This is a genomic window from Bifidobacterium tibiigranuli (genome assembly GCF_022655035.1).
In the GTDB taxonomy this organism is placed as follows: Bacteria; Actinomycetota; Actinomycetes; order Actinomycetales; family Bifidobacteriaceae; genus Bifidobacterium; species Bifidobacterium tibiigranuli_A.
In genome coordinates this window covers 64,752-82,048 of sequence record NZ_JALCUA010000008.1, presented here as the reverse complement: position 1 = coordinate 82,048, position 17,297 = coordinate 64,752, and the positions used below count along the sequence as shown (strand labels likewise).

Below are 17,297 nucleotides of genomic sequence, written 5' to 3'. Positions count from 1 at the left end.
CGATTCGACTTCGCTCGCTTCTGTTACGAATGTCGATAATACTGGTGTCGGTGAGATGGATACCGTTGACAGTCATGCCGGCGAGGCTGATGCTGATGGCGGTGATGGTGTCGATGGCGGCAATGGCAGCGTCGATGACAACGCCGGTAGCGGCGTCGACATTGACAGCAGCGACCCCGATGACGATGCTGCTGTCGGTGACGCAACGTCAAGTGAGTCAGCTGAGCCGGTTGTATCAGTCGCGTCGTCTGATTCAGTCGAGGAGCCTCAAGCGGCCGAATCCGCTTGGGAAGCCGAAGCGCCGGCTGAAATGCAGGCGGAAGCACAGCCGAATGGCGCGACTCCACCTGTCAGCGAGATAGATGAGATAGGTGAGGTCGCCGAGGCCGAGGTAGCCGAGGGCGCAGCACCAGCGCCAGCGGCGACTGCAATCTCCGCAACTGTAACCGCTGCACCAGTAACCGCAGCAACCACAGCAGTTTCGCCATCGCGGCGCATTCGCATCATCATCGCGCTAGTAGCCGTGATTGCCGTGGTCGTCGCAGCGCTGTTCGGCACTTATCAGGCCGGTCTGTGGGGCGGAAACGCCATCCCCGATCCGGCGGGCGTATCCGCTGGCGGGAAGTCCGGCTCGTCGGCGAAAGAGGTGTCCAAGGCGCTGAGCCAGCAAGGCTTCACGCCCAAGGTTACGGTGCAGTTCTCCCGCGAGAAGAGCGGCACCTTCCTTGGGTACAAAAACGTTCACGCCGGGCAGCATTATCGCGGCACGACCGTCACCGTGCTCTCGTCGCAAGGCCCCGGCGTCCCGAAGGGCACGACCGGGCAGAGCCTTAGCAAGGCGGCCGCCGCAGTGCAGGATATGGGCGTGCCGGTGGCGTACAAGCAGGTCGTGGTCAACGGCAGCAAGATCAAAGAGGGCACGGTTGTCGCCTCGCAGCCCGCTGACGGTCAGCCGGTGACCGACCCGGCGTCCGGCATCAAGCTCGCCGTCGCCGCGCGGGGAACGGGCGTGAGCTATGACATTATCGGCACCGACAAAAACGCCGCGCAAAGCCAATACGGCAAGCTCGGCTTCGACGTGACCCTGCGCCCCCGCTTCTCCGCGAAGAACATGCTCGGCAAAGTCGTCGATTCCGACCCCGCACCCGGCACCCCCGCGCAAGGCGGTGCGCTCACGCTGTTCTACGGTATCGACGCTTCGGGAATGAAGGATGCGGTGTCTGGACAATATGACCCAGACAGTCTTAATCCTATGACAGCACCGGTGCAGGGACGCTACTGCAATAGCAAGAATGATTGCGTCGACTTTACGAAAAATTCGGATGGCGAGACGAATGGTGTGTCGAGTTCCGAGTATCAGACACCGGATCAGCGCTGGACTTTCGAGGATAATCTGGTGTTTTGTGTTTCGGGACAGCAGAGTGCTTGCCCGAACGATAGCATGATTAACAACTTATTCACAGGCAACACTGGTGCTTTTGAACTGCTGCCGCTTTCCACTCTTACTGGCTTTACATGCGGTGACACGTATAAGTTGGGGCGTGAAGGCGGTAATTGTATCGGTGGCAAGTGGATAACAGAAGGTGCGCCTAGTGATGGCAAGTGGTCGGGAGCACGCTACGATATGGGACCGCTCTACGTCTATTTCCCAGTTGGCGCTGATGTCAATAAAGTTGTCGCTTCGGGATATTTCGACAAGCAATCCGTTGCCGACGCGAAAAAAGGCAAACCGGTGGATACGTCGCGTCCGTTCTTTATTCGTCGTGACAAGACCCTGTATGACTCTTCCAGCATTCCGATTACATCATTAACGACTCCCAATCCGTTCTTGCCGTGGGGCAACGGTTCTTCAATGGAACCAGTAAAGCCTGCCCCTTCGGATGACACGGCATATTATCTTGTCGATTCCGCGTCGGTCGATTGGGACGCGCTGCCCGATGTCAAGAACCCGCCTAAGCCGAAGAATAATGCGGCTGCTGACAGCGCGGCAAAAGTGGTGCTGAAGGCGGCGATGCAGCAGGCCGCGGGGCAGTATGTGTATGACGTGGGCACCATGTGGAAATCAAAGCTGACCGTAAATGGCGATGGCAGTTTCTCAGGACGAGCGATGAGATACAACGCGACAGGTGACGGTGACACCACTCCCGAGCACCCGCAGGGGACGATTAGGGAGAGCCGTTTTACAGGCAGATTCGCTTCGGCAACGAAGAACACGGATGGCTCATACGCCTTGCAGTGCGATGCTGGTGCCTTGCATTTTGAGGGGAAGCCAGGAGATTCCTATGTTGACCAAAACACAGACAAGGGCATGCGAATTCTCACGGTCGATAAGTCGGAAGTCACGACGGGCATTGGTTCGTGTGGGTCGTTTACTTTGTATCCGAAAGGTTTTCCGGTGGCTCAACTCGGTGATTCGATACGGAGTTTTGGTGGTATGAACAACCTTCCCGATGGAAGTGCGCTATCCACTCCGGTGATAGCCGGTTCGGAAGCCAAGAATGGTGAGCTGTTCAATAGCAATGTTGGCGGGGTATTCTTCGCTCCGCAGGATTGAGGTGGCTCATGGCCTGCCTTCAACGGCGAAGCATCAAAACTGAACACCTACAGCGCAAGGTTTAACGATTGTGCAAGGATAAAGGGTAGCTGTATATAAGCTGAGTGTGACGGCAGTATGGCGGAGGGAGCATCAATGGCGAAGGCGTGCGTGTCCTGCGGGACCGAGATGGACGATGATGACCGGTTCTGCGCGAGTTGTGGCACCGAGCAGCCGGAGATTGCGCCGCCCGCTGTTGTTGCCAACGCTGCTGCTGTGACCGCCGTCGCTCCTGCTGCTGCGCCGACGTGCCCGCAATGCGGCACTCCGATTACCGTTGATATGCGCTTCTGCGAATCCTGTGGGGCGCGGCTGAGTGTTGCCGCTTCGCCCGCTGTAGCCGAATCTGCTGGTTCGGCCAATACGGGCATGCCGGTGGGCGCAACGCAGGCCATGCCTATGTTTGCAGCCGCCGGCGCTGGCGCCACTACTGCAGCAGCCGCTCCCGCTGCAACGCAGTTCTCTCTAACGCCCGCCGACAAGAAGAACGGCGAAGTTCCGCCGATGATTCCCGCAGTGGCTCCTCCGGCAATCCCTCCGGCGCTCCCGCCTGCGGCGATTGGCGCTTTTGCCACGTACCCTGGTGGCAGCGGAAGTAATCAGGATGCGAATACGCAGAAGCAAGGCGACGCATCGCGCCGCAGAATCATCGCCGTCGTATGCGCCCTGCTCGTGCTGCTGGCGGTGGGGCTTGGCGTGTGGTGGTTCGCTTTGCGCGGCTCTGGCTCGAATAATGGTGCGAAGCAGAATGCCTCGCAAACGCAGCAGAATGCCACGGCGCAGTCCAACGGCTCGTCGAAGTCACCCAGCACGGCTGCCAAGGCATGCACCAGCGCGCCGGATCTTTCGCTTGAATCGGTGGATCACAGCAATGCCACGCTCATCGTGACTTTCTCTGCGCAGAGCAATTGCGCAAGTAAGAATGCGAAATTCGCCGAGTCAGGAGTCACGGTCACCATCAAGGACGGCGGCGATGTCGTGGCGTCGGCGGTTTATGACTTCTCGCACTCGCCAATATCGTTCAGCGGCGGCACGTCCACGGTCAAGCTGGCCTTCACCACGATGCAGTACTGGCGTCCGTACGACGCGATCAGGACTTCGAACACGGATGTCACCGTCCAGCCGCACGGCACCCCGAACGGCACTGTGGCCCCTTCGGACAGTGGCGCGCTGGGCGGCGCGAACATCGACGACGCGCAGATCGAGAGCAACGCCCAATCCGCGCTCAACTGGCAGCTCGACAACGATGCGGATGCCGCCAACCAGTTCTACTCCACGACGACCACGCAGCTTTCCAGCAAGAAGAAGGATCTGCAGGCGGAAGGCAAGACATGGCAGTATCGCGACATCATGGAGCAGTTCCTGCAGATGCGCATCGCACACCCCAAGGCCATCCTCATCTGGGCTTCGAAATACAGCTACTATACGGCTCGCGGCTTCGACGCCAACTTCTATGTCATCCTTTCCGGCGAATCCTTCGGCTCGGCTGACGAGGCCAAAGGATGGTGCTCCGCCAACGGCCTGACTGCGGACAACTGCATGCCGGTTCAGTTGTCCTAGCGTGTCGTAAGCTCGCGCGGGCATATGTAGGTATGCACAGGCAGCGAAGGGCTGCGCTGATTGCCGCTCCGCCAACCAATCACCCAACCGACTCGCAACTGAACTGCACCAGCCGTCAACGGTACCGGTCTCCTTGACGTCCAACGGGCCGACTTCCCAATGCGCCGGCCTCCAACCGCTTACTCGAAGTCCCAACATGGGGTTATTCTTGTGAGGTTGCGCGTAGCGTCAAGCTGCGTGCTTTGCATACACACTCCTGCTGCGGAACGACCGCAGCCTTTTGTCCAAAGGAGGTGGGTGATGTCTGCACACAAATATGAACTGATGTTCATAGCCGATCCTGAGCTGGATGAGCGCGGTCTGAAGAAGCTGACCGAGCAGTATCTGGAACTTGTCACCAACGAAGGGGGTTCCGTCGAGGATCCCGATTATTGGGGACGCCGCAAGCTTGCCTATGAGATCGATGGCAAGAACGAAGGCAACTACGTCGTGGTGAACTACGCCTGCGAGCCGGCCGTGAGCAATGAGCTCGACCGCGTGCTCAACCTCAACGAGTCTGTCATCCGCACGAAGATCCTGCGCAAGGACACCAAGTAACGCCGAACAACTCGCTGATACGGCGCATAGGCGCTGCATCGTGTGCATTCTGTGCATTCGCAACGATAATGACTGGGAAGAAGGTACGTCATGGCAGGTGAAACAACTCTCACCATCGTGGGCAACCTCACGGCTGACCCCGAGGTGCGTACGATCGGCAGCGGCGCGTCCGTTGCCAACTTCACCATCGCATCCACCCCGCGCACGTTCAACCGCGACACGAACCAGTTCGAGGACGGCCAGGCGCTGTTCATGCGGTGCGCCGCGTGGCGCGAGCTTGCCGATCATGTCGCGTCGAGCCTGTCCAAGGGCATGCGCGTAATCGCGCAGGGCCGCATCAGCCAGCGCTCGTATCAGGCGAACGACGGAACGAATCGCACGGTCGTCGAAATGACGGTCGATGAGATTGGCCCCTCGCTGCGCTACGCCACGGCCCAAGTGACTCGCCAAAGCTCCGGTTCCGGATTCTCCGGCAATCGCGGCGGTTTCGCGGGTGGTAATGGCGGCGGCAACAACGGCGGCGGCAATCGCAATTCCGGCGGCAACGGCGGCAATGGCGGGTATCAGGGCGGTGCCGGCTACTCCGGCGGCTCGGGCTACTCCGGCGGCGCATCCGCTCCGTCGCAGTCCGCGCCCGTGGCCGACCCCTGGGGTTCGCCCGCGCAGTCGAATGGTGGCGGATTCTCGTCCTTCGGCGGGAGTTCGGACTTCGGCGGCGACGGCGACGAGCCGGAGTTCTGAGAGTTCCGACTTCCCCGCTTAGCGTTCGGCGTTCGTGCGTCCACAGATTCGTACGTTCGCGTGTTCACACAAGTTCATAGGCAATCGCATTCATGAAGCACGGTATTGATACGACAGTGTTTACAAAAACAGTGTCGATAAGACACAGCCGCGGCTCACGGATGCAGCTCTCAATAATCAGTTGGTAATAAGGAGACAATCACATGTCACGCAAGAGGCCGCAACCACCGGTCAAACCCATTAAGAAGAAGCCGAACCCACTCAGCGCGGCGAAGATCCACGAGATCGATTACAAGGATGTTGCGCTGCTGCGCAAGTTCGTGTCCGATCGTGGCAAGATCCGCTCTCGCCGCATCACCGGCGTCAACATCCAGCAGCAGCGTCAAATCGCGCAGGCCGTGAAGAACGCCCGCGAGATGGCTTTGCTGCCGTACGCCACTTCCGGTCGCTGATAGGAGAAGAGAACATGGCTGAAACCAAGGTTATTCTCACCAAAACCGTCGCCAACCTCGGTCACTCCGGTGACGTCATCGAGGTGCGCCCCGGCTACGCGCGCAACTACCTGATCCCGCAGGGCCTGGCCTTCGCGTGGAGCAAGGGTGCCGCAGCTCAGATCGAGTCGATGCGCCGTGCGCGTCTGGCCAAGACCGTCGCCACCCGCGAGGATGCCGTCGCCGCCAAGACCGCCATCGAAGGCGTGACCGTTCAGGTCGCCGCCAAGGTGTCGGAATCCGGCAAGCTCTTCGGTGGCGTGTCCGCCGAGAAGATCGCCGCCGCGCTGGCTCCCAAGGCCGCCGTCGATCCCAAGAGCATCGCCGTCGAGACCATCAAGACCACTGGCGAGTTCCCCGCCACCGTGGCCCTTCATCCGGAAATCTCCGCTTCCTTCACCGTCAAGGTCGTCGCGGAGTAGTTTTCGGTTTTCTTTACCGCCTAATGGGCCGCTCGTCTGCTGTATATACATATATGCATGTGCGAGTAGCCCAGCAGGCTCGGGCTTAAGCATACGGTTCGCCGTTCATGCCCTGCGCATGGACGGCGAACTTTTTTATGCCTTTGTGCTTTTTGTATCTTTTGTTTCTTTTGTGTCTGAAGGCGCGTCATGCGCTCGGCACGGTGTGTATCAGCATGGATTATGGGGATTATGCGCGGCTATACGTGGCTGTGCGTGACTGTGCGCGATTGTGCGCGGCGAAAACGGCATCGCTCGTCGCCGCATGATATCGGCTCTTGGCCGGATTGGAGACGCTTCGATGCGAGGATTCCAGCGCTGCTGTAATTGGGGATCATGCGGCTGCGAGCTGTGCGGAGGGTCATGCGGCTGCGAGCAGGAGTCGGCTCGGTGAGCCGCGGATTCCAGGGGGTCGTGCTCAAAGCGATGCGCGCCCCGGAGTTCCGGCTCCGCGTCGTTTCCACGGCGCTCGAATGCGGCGGGCTGATGAAGCGGGTGTCCTTCGCCAGCCCTGATGCGCTGCCGGAGAGTCTGTTCGAGCCTGCCGCCTGGGTCCGGCTGTGGTTCCCGATGGGTTCGGGCCGCGAAGTGCAGCGCGGATATACGATTGCCGGGCATCCCCCGGATCGCAGCCGCGTGGACGTGAGCTTCTACCTGCACCAGACGAGCGGGCCGGCGGCGGCGTGGGCGTTGCATGTGCGCTCGGGCAGCGAACTGGTCGCCACTATGGCCGGCTCGCAGCCTTTCAGCGTTGCCGAAGGCTGCCAAGGCGTTGTCCTAATGGGCGACGAAACGGCTTTTCCGGCGATTAGGGCGATTGTGAGCAGTCTGCCGAATCGTGTTCGCGTCTATGTGATGCTCACGGGAGCGCATGACCTCAGCGGGTTCATCGAAGCTGATGAACGGGTCGAGGTGCGGTACGTGCCGACGGCTAAAGCCTTGCATGCCTTTAGGAAGCTGCAAGAGCAACTGCACATGCTGCATGACTCGCAGCCGGAGGCATGGTTCTGCTGGGCGGCGGGCGAATCCTCGATGATGCGCTCGATTCGCGCGTCGATTCGTGGCGCTCTGCCAAAAGGCGATACGCACGTGCAGGGCTACTGGGCGCAGCGCGCAGTGCTGAGGTTTTGACGCTGTAAGAATCAGCACAGGGTTGGGATGCTGACGCATAGGCGTTGGCCCGCATGTGCTATGTAACCGTGCAATGTACCTGACTTGCGGGGCGGGATCTGCGCCGTGACTTGCAGGGTGTGGCTTGCGGGGGCATGGCGGGGGTCATAACCGGGGCCATGCGAATTAATTAAGCACATTTCGGCGATTGCTAGGCTTCATGCCTGTCGGCGCTTGCATATGGGCGCACAGGAATGGCGGAATTCCGCTAAAACGCTCTGTGCTGACAATGATGTCTACTTTGCGAAGTGCTGAATAAGCGAAAAAACTGCTTAATAAATGTCGGCGACAGGCTGAGACAGGCTAAGGCAGGCTGAGACAGTCAAAAGAGAAGCAAAAGTGACAGTATTGCGCTCATAACTTGTGATAACGAATATCGTTACATATAGTTAAAGGCATGACGATACGGGAACGATATGCCTTCGGGCTTGACGGGAAGCGCTGAATGCCTACGATGCAAAGAGTCACCCGGGCGCGGATGCAGATTGTGAAGCAATTGCAGGAGGACGATACCTTCGCCACCGCGCAGACCGTATATAACCGGCTTTTTGAGAAAGGCCGCCGGGTCGGCATCGCTACGGTGTACCGCAATTTGCAGATCATGGCTCAGGATGGCGAGCTGGATTCCGTCCGGCAGAATGGCGAGGTTTACTACCGTTTGTGTCGCGATCGGCATCACCACCATCACGTCGTGTGCCGGCGCTGCGGGCGGGCCGTCGAGCTTGAGATTCCCGGGCTTGAGCAATGGGTGAACAGCCGGGCGCAATCCTTGGGATTCTCTGACGTTACGCACTCGATTGAGATATTCGGCCTGTGCGCGCGGTGCCGGAAGCTTGAGGATCGCAAGGCAACGGATGATGATGCAAGCCCTGAGCAAGCCGACATTTTAGCGACCCGTCTGGGTCTTGCGCCTCGCAGCGAGCAAACGAAGTGATATCCACTTTCAACAATTAGCCTTGTGCCGATCACGCACGTACCGTTCTAGGTAACGAACAACGGTGCGCGGGCATGCCTGCCTGCAGCATATGATCGATAAGGAATGAACATGGATATCACGCGATATGACGAGCACGCTTATGCAATCGACACCAAGAGCGCCGGCCGGCTCGCGGTGGACACCGAGACGCTGAAGAACTTCGACCCTGAGCAGCATGTGCATGGCACGGCCGCCTGTGGCTGCTGTGGTTGCTGCTTCACCGGCGACTGCTGCAACGATTCCGACTGTGTCAGCGGCAAGGAATGCAACGCCAAGGACTGCGACAAGGCCTGCACCGAGAACAACGAGCACCACGACTGCGCCTTCTGCCACCTCGCCTTCGACACCGACGAGGCCTCGCACGAGGAGATCATCAAGGATCTCGTCGAGCTGAAGGCTGCCCTCGCTGCCTGAGCTTGCTGAGCTGCCTGAGCTGCTACTGTCCTGGCCGCTCCTAGGCGGCTGACTGGAACGAAAGAGCCACTGATCTTCGGGTCAGTGGCTCTTTCGTTCCAGTTGAATGGGATAGTTGGCGGAGAACAGCCGCTGAGTAGCGGTCAGTGAACTATTTCATCCAGTTGCAGGGTCTACTGGGGCAGAAAGCCGCTGGTGGCGTGGCGGTCAGTGGCGGAACAGCCGGGGGATGCCTGCGGCCATGAGTTTGCGGACCAGCGGCATGCGCTGCAATACCTCGGTGTAATCCAGCCTGATGATAGCGGTGACGCCGGCGCGCTTCAGCAGGGCCTCGCGTTCCCGCTCATCGCGCACTACCTCCCTGATCTCTCGATTTCCGGTCATGCTCGGGTCGACATATTTGCGCATGCCGTCATACTCGATCGCGATGAGCCTGCCATCATGCAGACGATACAAGTAATCGACGCGGCACACGGCCTTCGGATCGTCCGGGTCACGAAGCACAACCTGCAATTCGGGAACGGGGAAACCTTCTTCGATAACAGTGCCGCGGCAGAACGATTCCCCGCCATTCTCGCTCGCGGGGCTAGCATGCTTCACCAGCCCACGGATGTGGGCGCAACTCTCACGAAGCCGTTCGCATTCAGTGAGAACGTCTGCAGTCGTTACCAGCCCGGCCCGCAATCCTGAATCAATGAACGGCAGGCCTTCGCGCAAGGAACGCCTCAGCGCGCAATCCACAATCGTGCGCGCCACACTCGTGACCCGCAGCCCTCGGCATTCATGCACGTCGAAGGACGATGCATATATATATAGGTAAGTCTGCGATGGGCAGAATGCCGGGAGCTCGTTGAGCTGATAATCGCCACGCTGCCGTCATGCATCGACCAAGGATGGTCAAGGCCCCATATTGCTGCCGCGCTAGGGCCAGCGAAAACCCAGTTCGGATGCCGCAGTGCGAGCGCTCGCACCATATGCATGCATTGCTCGACGGGGTTCAGCGCCTGCCATTCCTTGGGTGCGGCGTACAGCGCCGGATGCGGGCTGACGAGTTCGCCGGTCTTAAGGCGGCGGCGCAACGCCTTCTGCTCGCTTTGGTTTGTGCCAAAGCAGCACCGCTGCTCAAGTCTGGCGCGGTTTAGCAGGTTCTGTACGCCGGGATGCTGTTTCATAGCAATGACCGTAACTGTGTCGCAAGGTACCCCACAACCCATTCCGGCCTATGTGGTCGAAGGCTTGCCGTCCAGTCTCGCTAACTGGCGCAGAATGGCCGCTCCTCCGCGTGTCGGCTGCATGTCGGCGACCGTTCCCTGCAGTTGCCATGGTCAACTGGCGGAGGACGGCCACTGAGTTGCTGTCAGTGGCGCATTTTATCCAGTAGTACGGGCTACTGGCAGAGAACGGACGCTGTCCGACGGTCAGTGGCTGATTTGTGCCAGTTAGATGGAGTACTGGAACAGAACGGTCGCTTCGTGGGCATTGCATATGAGGCATTTTTGGAGCGAAGGATGAGTTTTACCTATTAAATGTGTGTTATATCACATATATTGCTAGTTGATGAAAATGGAAGAGTTGACATGCTCTTTTCCGCAGAATTCCAGCAACGTAATCGATTACGTATGACTGGTATTACAACGAAAATCAGGCATTATGACGAATTGGAAGGATGATGCACCGGGGTTATAGTATGAGTAAAGTTTTAAGGGGGATGCCGCAAGCCCCGGGGAAGCTGCGGCACATGAAAGGTGAGTGACAAATGAGGCATACGTCGCTGAGGTCACGCGCGTTCAGAGCGGTCGTTGCTGCATTCATTGCATTCGCATTATCTGTATTCGGAGTGTTCGCCGCCAGCATCGGGGGGGGTCTGTAGGCGAAGCTTCTGCCGCCTCTACGACCTTTAATCCTTTTGTTACTAATGCCCCGGACGGGCAAACTGCGACCTTCGGCGTCTTGGCGCAGGGCAACCTGGTCCTGAACAACAGCCACAACCAATCGGCGATGGCAGCTTTTGGCACCTTCACTAATGCGCATCAAAACAACGGTAACGCAAGAATGGGTTCCGAAGCTGTGCCTACCATCGATGGGGTACCGCTTCGCCTTCTTGCGCAGAAGTTCGCTGGTGGCAATGGGTTATTCGAGGTTACTCAGGATTATGTGAAATTCGGTGATATATCGAATTTGAAGCTAGTTGCTACTGGTCCTGGTGCAGTTCAGATTAACAACTCCTCTGGGAATGCCAACAGAATTAACGTTAATCAGTTGCAGAACGCACAGTTGTCTGATTTCAGTACCAAGCAATCACCTGTCAGTGGTTACTTCACCAAACTGAGTACCAACATTGCGGCCACCAATCAGTGCCTTGCAGGTATGTATAGCCTTCCGGAGGCCAACCAGGTCACTTACGCGTCCTCGTATGGCAACGGGAGCATCCAAGGATTTACCAACGGCAAGGTCAACTACCTGAACTGGTCAAATAGCGTGAGCGGGTCGATAGGCAATATAACCCCGTCTCCGAACAGCCCACTGGTGGTTAGGGTTCCAAGTGGAACTACGACCATCAATGATCCGTTCGCAGGTGTTCTGAATGGTAAGTCTGATCCGTCAGGCCCGTCGACATCGGTCTTGTGGGATCTTTCCCAGGTCACGGGCACAGTAACATTCAACAATTTCCAAGGTGGTGCGATCTATGCACCAAACGCCAACTTGGCGTTGAATATCCAATTTTCAGTGAACTCGCAAATTCTGGGCAAAGACATAACTGTGACATCCAGCTCCGACGGCGAGGAAGTCCATCAGCTGAATTTCCTTCCTAATCTGCCTTGCGGCCAGACCACCCCAACAACCACTCCCGCCACGCAGTCGTTGTCGCTGGCGAAGACGGTGGATGGCAAGACGCCTACGAGTAGCCAGCAGTTCAACTTCGCCCTGACACGACAGTTAGCCCCTAGCGGCGCGGCGGCGTTCACCAGCAAGACCGTGTCGAACAACGGTGGCAGCATTTCCTTCTCGAATATCGAGCAGTACAGCACGGATGGCATCTACGTCTACAAGGTGGTGGAAAACAGCGCGGGCGCGGGCTATGAGACAAACTCGCAGACCTTCTATGCGAAGGTGGCCGTGACCTATACCACGTCTGGCTCGACGACCACGTATGCGGCCGCCGCACCTGTTTGGTACACGGATGCCGCGCTGACGCAGGCGGTGGGCGGCACCCCAACATTCGCCAACGTCACGAAGAAGACGATAGTTCCCGCGACGCAGTCGTTGTCGCTGGCGAAGACGGTGGATGGCAAGACGCCTACGAGTAGCCAACAGTTCAACTTCGCCCTGACACGACAGTTAGCCCCTAGCGGCGCGGCGGCGTTCACCAGCAAGACCGTGTCGAACAACGGTGGCAGCATTTCCTTCCCGAACATCGAGCAGTACAGCACGGATGGCATCTACGTCTACAAGGTGGTGGAAAACAGCGCGGGCGCGGGCTATGAGACAAACTCGCAGACCTTCTATGCGAAGGTGGCCGTGACCTATACCACGTCTGGCTCGACGACCACGTATGCGGCCGCCGCACCTGTTTGGTACACGGATGCCGCGCTGACGCAGGCGGTGGGCGGCACCCCAACATTCGCCAACGTCACCGTTATTCCTCCGGCTTCCAACCTGCCGCTTACCGGCGGCGCGGGCTTCGGTGCGTGGGGCCTGCCGATGCTCATTGGCGTCGCTTTGATGACTGGCGCAGGCATTGCCATCCGCAAGGGGAAGGGGGCGCTGATGTCCAGATGATGGGAGCGAATCAATATCGCAAAGGCGCTGGCGTCATCCGCGCCTCGCCTTAGCCACAACTTTGCAATCGTACGTATTGCCGGTATCGGGCATATCGGTTACATCGTCCATATCGGCCACGTGAATAACGGCCGGTAACGGCTATCAACTAAAAATTTAAACATTTCAATATTTCAAATTGTCTTTCATTGGATGCGGTCACAATCGGCGGCATATCCGTGAAGGGGAAAGTAAGGAAACAATGAAACAGCATGCAGTGAAGAAACTCATTGCCGCAGCTGCGTCCCTCGCCGCGCTTGTCGGGCTTGGCGCAGTAACCGCAACGTCGGCTTCAGCAGCCACGGCTCCGCTGACCATCAACGCGAGCGATCCCGCAGCAGTGAATGGCCACACGTTCACGGCGGTTCTGCTCGGTGCGTACGACACCACTGGCATCACCACCGACGCCAATGGCAACTACAACGGCATCAATGTGACCACGCAGAGCGACCTGAGCAGCGCCATCGCGAGCGCGGCGACGTCGGCCGACTCCAAGCTCACAGTGGATGCGTCCAACCCGCTCGAATCCGTGGTGAAGGATACCAACTTCCTTGACAGCGCTACGTCTCCCTACACCGGCAACCTGCGCAATTTCGTGACCACGCTTGCCAGCAGCAGCGCTTTCCAGACTGCCCTGACGGCAGCCAAGGGCGTCGCGGCGAACAACGTGCCCGGTGCCAACGGCACTGCGGCGTTCAGCAGCCTGAGCCCTGACGGCGTCTATGTGATCGTCGACACGACCCTCCCCCTGTCGGAAAACGACTACAGCCAGTCCATTCCGATGCTGGTCGGCACGAAGATCGACGGCAAAGACCTCGCCAGTCAAACGCTGGGCGTGATCAATGTGAAGAACGAGAAGCCGAGCATCACGAAGGAGCTCATCAGCCCCAACCCGCCATATGTCGGTGTTGGTGACGATGTGCACTGGCGAATCACCGGCACGGTGCCGAACACGACCGGTTACGTTGATGAGAACGGCAATCCTTCTTACACCTATACAATCAACGACACTCTTTCCAAGGGTCTGACTTATGCGGGCGACTCGCAGGTCACGGTGAAGGTCGGCAGCACCACGCTGCAGCCTTCCGATTACACGATCACCTCCACGGTCAACGAGGACGGCTCGACGTCGCTCAGCATCGACCTGTCGCAGTACGTGACGGCCAATCCCGCGCTCGTGGGCCAGGGCATCACGGTTGATTACCACTCGACGGTCAACAAGGATCTTCCGCTGACCGACGGCATCAACAGCATCCTGAACAACAAGGCGAGCCTGACGTACTCCAACCAGCCCGGCGAAAACGGACATGGAAGGCACGGCACAACTCCGCCGTGGATCAAGCACCTCTTCAGCTATGGCTTCAAGGTTCTCAAGCAGGATAAGGTCACCGGCGCTCCGCTGGCTGGCGCTGAATTCAACATCACGGCTCAGGGCGGCTCCGATCCGCTCAAGTTCTCCACGGTCCCCACCGGATACGTTCTCGATCCCGCCAACGGCAGCGCGACGCTGACCACGGGTGCTGACGGCTACATCACCGTCGGCGGCCTGAACGCGGGAACCTACACGGTTACTGAGACCCAGGCTCCGGCTGGCTACCAGGGCACGGTGCTGCCGAGCTTCACCGTCACCATCACGGGCAGGGGTACTGTCGATGACACAACGGTGCAGACTCCTGACTATGGTTTCACAGGTGACCAGTGGGGTCTGGTAAGCCATGAGGACGCGACGAGCACGTACATCGTCAACAACGTGTCTTCGCTCACCCAGCTGCCGCTTACCGGTGGCGCGGGCATCATCCTGTTCCTCAGCCTCGCTGTGGTGCTCGGTGGCGCTGGCTTCGTGGTGCTGCGCAAGGCTCGCAGCGCTTCGGTACGCTGAGGCTGATTGCTGATTGGCAGTCATGAGCGCGGGTTGGCTGTCTGCCAGCCGTCGTTGAGGCGACTGGTAGGCGCTGGCCGCTTGTGGCTCGCGGAATCGGCGCATTGAAATCGGCGCATGCGCGGCAAACCGTGCAGCTGGGCTGATTCCATGAATGACCCGATGTGTTCCTCCTAGGATTTCATCCGCAGGGGAGCGCATCGGGTTTCTCATATATCGTTGTATACGATTGTTATATATGTGGCTGGAACTTATGGGAATTCCGGTCTGAGTTCCGGTCTGAATGGTTTCCGACCGAGGTAGTTTGCAACTTGGGTGGGTTCCTCTGGGTAGGCTCCCCACTTGGGTAGGCTCCCAGCGTAATCAAGTTTTAATCAGGTCTTAATCAGGAAAGGCGAGGGCAGATGCCGGACAAGAAGTCGCGCCCGCTGCGGCATATCTCGCCCGAATCCTCAGCGGCGAAGGCCAAGGCGTGGTATATCGTTGCCGCTCTGCTGCTTATCGGCTCGCTGGTGGCGCTGCTGCTTCCCTTCACCATGCAGGCGGTCTCCCAATGGCGGCAGACCCATGCGGCGCACGATGCGACATCCCAGGTGGCGCTCTGGCCGCAAGGCAAGGTGGCCGACGAGTACGACGCGGCGCAGCGTTACAATGCGCAGCTCGCCGCGAAACCCCAGAATGTGCTGGGCGAGGCACCTGACCCCTTCACAGGCAGTGGCGGCAAAGCAAAATCGCAATCCGAAACGAATAAGACCTACCAGCGGCTGCTTGACACCGGCGGCGGCATCATGGGGTCGGTTGTCATCCCGAAGATCTCCGTCGATCTGCCCATCTACCACGGCACATCGGACGCCGTACTGGCTCAGGGGGCCGGGCATCTCTACGGCACATCGCTGCCGGTGGGAGGCGCTTCCACGCACGCTGTGCTCACTGGGCATCGCGGCCTGCCCAACGCGCTGCTGTTCACCCGGCTGGATGAGATGCACAAGGGCGACGTGTTCTACATCAAAGTGCTGGGCACCACATTGGCGTACAAAGTCGACCAAATCACCGTCGTCAGCCCAGACAATGCGAAGGGCGATCTCAAGATTGTGCCGGGTGAGGACCGCGTCACGCTGATGACCTGCACCCCGTATGGCGTCAACACCATGCGGCTGCTGGTCTCCGGCGAGCGGGCCGCGATCCCCGGCCAGGCGCCTCCTCTTGACGACGCGCCCAAGGACTTGACACTGCTGTGGACAGCTATGGGCAGTCTCGTGGCGCTGGGCGTGGCGGCAACCGCTATAGTGCGATGGCTGCGCAGCTCGCCGGCTGCCGGTCGTCACAGCACCAGGGTGTTTCGCCAGTAGCGGCATTGGTGTGCGGCGGCTTGTGGTGCGGCGGCGCATTCGCGCCAGTTAGGTGGGCTGCTGGCGGTGAACGACCGTTGAGTGACGGTCAGTGGCCTTTTCCCGCCAGTTGGGTGGACAGTTGGCGCGAAACGTACGCTGAATTGCTGTCAGTGGCTTATTCTATCCAGTTGCACGGGCTGTTGGCGTGAATCGGCCGCTGGGTTTGGGCTGTGACGTGGCGGTAGGTTGGCATGTCGCTAGAATGGCGGGGTGCGTATTCTGCTGCCGCCTTCCGAAGGCAAAACGGCCCCTGCCGACGGGCCAGTTCTTGATTTTGAAGGTTTGTCATATCCGGAGCTCACGGCTGCTCGGCGGCGGGTGCTTGAAGCGCTGATTGCCGTGTCGAAGCGGGACGATGCGGGCGAGATTCTGGGCGTGGGCAAGCGGATTATGCCCGAAGTCGTGGCCCAGCGCGATATCCTGGCTGCGCCATGCGCTCCGGCTCGCGGGGTGTACACCGGCGTGCTGTATGAGGCAGCGCAACTGCGCAGCGGCGACGATGTGCGTATTTTCTCAGGATTGTTCGGCGTCACGACTGGCGAGGACCTCATCCCGACATATCGACTCTCGATGAACGTTTCGCTGCCGGGGATTGGCAGCCTCAAGACGTTCTGGCGACGGCAATTGGCGCAGTCAGGGTTTGACGAGACGGCGGGTGCGGCTGAGACGAATATGGCGCAGACCACGGTCGATATGCGTTCCGGCGCATACCAAGTCACGACGCCGAGCGGGGACTGGTGGGACCTGCGAGTTGTCGATTCGCGCGGCAAGGTGATCACGCATGCGGCCAAGCATTATCGCGGACTGCTGACCCGCACGCTGCTCGACGCCGAGCATGCGCAAGGGGCGGTGCCGGGCAATGCAACGCCTCTCGATGTGGCGCGGGTCGCCGGAGCTTCGGGTCGCGTCGAAGTCACGCAAGACGGGCTTCGCCGCCACATCACGCTGATGCTCGAATAAGTCGGTTTGAATCGCCAAAGCGTTGCCTTTTGTACGCTATCGCGTGGTTAACGTACAAAAGGCAACGATATTGACCCCCCCAAAACGTTGCATTCTGCACGGCAGGGTCGAGTTAGCGTACAAAAGGCGACGCAAATGGCTGGGAACACTGACCAGGTGGGACTGCCGCGGGCGGCAATGATTAGGACGCAAACATCACAATTCCCGCATCATCACGAGGCTTGTGCGGGCGTTGTGACGTCTCA

Annotated in this window: 15 protein-coding genes; 13 read left to right on the top strand and 2 right to left on the bottom strand. The window is 59.1% G+C overall.

The features are described 5' to 3' along the window. Positions 1-55: 55 nt before the first annotated feature. The 9 genes from LKK40_RS08535 to LKK40_RS08495 all read left to right on the top strand — a co-directional run bounded on the left by LKK40_RS08535 (position 56) and on the right by LKK40_RS08495 (position 9,003). A complete protein-coding gene (locus LKK40_RS08535) occupies positions 56-2,554 on the top strand; it encodes a PASTA domain-containing protein (RefSeq protein ID WP_304310269.1) in 2,499 nt (832 codons plus the stop codon). 135 nt (positions 2,555-2,689) lie between these two features. Then, on the top strand, positions 2,690-4,153 hold the full coding sequence (locus LKK40_RS08530; protein WP_162000790.1) for a zinc ribbon domain-containing protein: 1,464 nt from the start codon (positions 2,690-2,692) through the stop codon (positions 4,151-4,153). A 300-nt stretch (positions 4,154-4,453) separates the two neighbouring features. Further along, positions 4,454-4,750: a 30S ribosomal protein S6 gene (rpsF, locus tag LKK40_RS08525; protein WP_152581459.1), complete on the top strand. Its 297-nt coding sequence runs from the start codon at positions 4,454-4,456 to the stop codon at positions 4,748-4,750. A gap of 90 nt (positions 4,751-4,840) precedes the next feature. After that, entirely contained in the window at positions 4,841-5,491 is a 651-nt protein-coding gene (locus LKK40_RS08520) for a single-stranded DNA-binding protein (protein ID WP_152581458.1), read from the top strand. Between the two features lie 203 nt (positions 5,492-5,694). Next, positions 5,695-5,943 carry a 30S ribosomal protein S18 gene (rpsR, locus tag LKK40_RS08515; RefSeq protein WP_152581457.1) on the top strand — a complete coding sequence of 83 codons (249 nt, stop codon included), beginning with the start codon at positions 5,695-5,697 and terminating at the stop codon, positions 5,941-5,943. 14 nt (positions 5,944-5,957) lie between these two features. Further along, positions 5,958-6,404 (top strand): 50S ribosomal protein L9, encoded by a 447-nt coding sequence (rplI, locus tag LKK40_RS08510; RefSeq protein WP_152581456.1) that lies wholly within the window; start codon positions 5,958-5,960, stop codon positions 6,402-6,404. Positions 6,405-6,806: 402 nt separating this feature from the next. Next, complete coding sequence (locus LKK40_RS08505) at positions 6,807-7,574, top strand: siderophore-interacting protein (protein ID WP_162000789.1); 768 nt, start codon at positions 6,807-6,809, stop codon at positions 7,572-7,574. 493 nt (positions 7,575-8,067) lie between these two features. Then, a complete protein-coding gene (locus LKK40_RS08500; protein WP_162000788.1) occupies positions 8,068-8,547 on the top strand; it encodes a Fur family transcriptional regulator in 480 nt (159 codons plus the stop codon). 111 nt (positions 8,548-8,658) lie between these two features. Then, complete coding sequence (locus tag LKK40_RS08495; protein WP_152581453.1) at positions 8,659-9,003, top strand: lectin-C; 345 nt, start codon at positions 8,659-8,661, stop codon at positions 9,001-9,003. Positions 9,004-9,210: 207 nt separating this feature from the next. On the opposite strand, the gene LKK40_RS08490 is transcribed toward LKK40_RS08495, so the two are convergent. Further along, positions 9,211-9,603 carry a hypothetical protein gene (locus tag LKK40_RS08490; protein ID WP_304310268.1) on the bottom strand — a complete coding sequence of 131 codons (393 nt, stop codon included), beginning with the start codon at positions 9,601-9,603 and terminating at the stop codon, positions 9,211-9,213. A 125-nt stretch (positions 9,604-9,728) separates the two neighbouring features. After that, the gene (locus tag LKK40_RS08485; RefSeq protein ID WP_304310267.1) at positions 9,729-10,175 is read right to left on the bottom strand and encodes a hypothetical protein; all 447 of its coding nucleotides are present in this window, start codon (positions 10,173-10,175) and stop codon (positions 9,729-9,731) included. 778 nt (positions 10,176-10,953) lie between these two features. On the opposite strand from LKK40_RS08485, the gene LKK40_RS08480 reads away from it, so the two are divergent. From LKK40_RS08480 to LKK40_RS08465, 4 genes are all read left to right on the top strand, one after another. Further along, a complete protein-coding gene (locus LKK40_RS08480) occupies positions 10,954-12,783 on the top strand; it encodes a Spy0128 family protein (RefSeq protein WP_304310266.1) in 1,830 nt (609 codons plus the stop codon). Positions 12,784-13,024: 241 nt separating this feature from the next. Beyond that, positions 13,025-14,701, top strand: coding sequence for a SpaH/EbpB family LPXTG-anchored major pilin (locus tag LKK40_RS08475; protein WP_152581622.1), 1,677 nt, complete (start codon positions 13,025-13,027; stop codon positions 14,699-14,701). 404 nt (positions 14,702-15,105) lie between these two features. Further along, the gene (locus tag LKK40_RS08470; protein ID WP_152581621.1) at positions 15,106-16,050 is read left to right on the top strand and encodes a class C sortase; all 945 of its coding nucleotides are present in this window, start codon (positions 15,106-15,108) and stop codon (positions 16,048-16,050) included. A 252-nt stretch (positions 16,051-16,302) separates the two neighbouring features. Beyond that, a complete protein-coding gene (locus tag LKK40_RS08465; protein ID WP_152581620.1) occupies positions 16,303-17,052 on the top strand; it encodes a YaaA family protein in 750 nt (249 codons plus the stop codon). Positions 17,053-17,297 lie beyond the last annotated feature (245 nt).

Bases quoted from the DNA above. Each gene is read 5' to 3' on its own strand.
- LKK40_RS08535 (WP_304310269.1), top strand. From the start codon at position 56: ATGGATACCGTTGACAGTCATGCCGGCGAGGCTGATGCTGATGGCGGT.
- LKK40_RS08530 (WP_162000790.1), top strand. From the start codon at position 2,690: ATGGCGAAGGCGTGCGTGTCCTGCGGGACCGAGATGGACGATGATGAC.
- rpsF (WP_152581459.1), top strand. From the start codon at position 4,454: ATGTCTGCACACAAATATGAACTGATGTTCATAGCCGATCCTGAGCTG.
- LKK40_RS08520 (WP_152581458.1), top strand. From the start codon at position 4,841: ATGGCAGGTGAAACAACTCTCACCATCGTGGGCAACCTCACGGCTGAC.
- rpsR (WP_152581457.1), top strand. From the start codon at position 5,695: ATGTCACGCAAGAGGCCGCAACCACCGGTCAAACCCATTAAGAAGAAG.
- rplI (WP_152581456.1), top strand. From the start codon at position 5,958: ATGGCTGAAACCAAGGTTATTCTCACCAAAACCGTCGCCAACCTCGGT.
- LKK40_RS08505 (WP_162000789.1), top strand. From the start codon at position 6,807: ATGCGGCTGCGAGCAGGAGTCGGCTCGGTGAGCCGCGGATTCCAGGGG.
- LKK40_RS08500 (WP_162000788.1), top strand. From the start codon at position 8,068: ATGCAAAGAGTCACCCGGGCGCGGATGCAGATTGTGAAGCAATTGCAG.
- LKK40_RS08495 (WP_152581453.1), top strand. From the start codon at position 8,659: ATGGATATCACGCGATATGACGAGCACGCTTATGCAATCGACACCAAG.
- LKK40_RS08485 (WP_304310267.1), bottom strand. From the start codon at position 10,175: ATGAAACAGCATCCCGGCGTACAGAACCTGCTAAACCGCGCCAGACTT.
- LKK40_RS08475 (WP_152581622.1), top strand. From the start codon at position 13,025: ATGAAACAGCATGCAGTGAAGAAACTCATTGCCGCAGCTGCGTCCCTC.
- LKK40_RS08470 (WP_152581621.1), top strand. From the start codon at position 15,106: ATGCCGGACAAGAAGTCGCGCCCGCTGCGGCATATCTCGCCCGAATCC.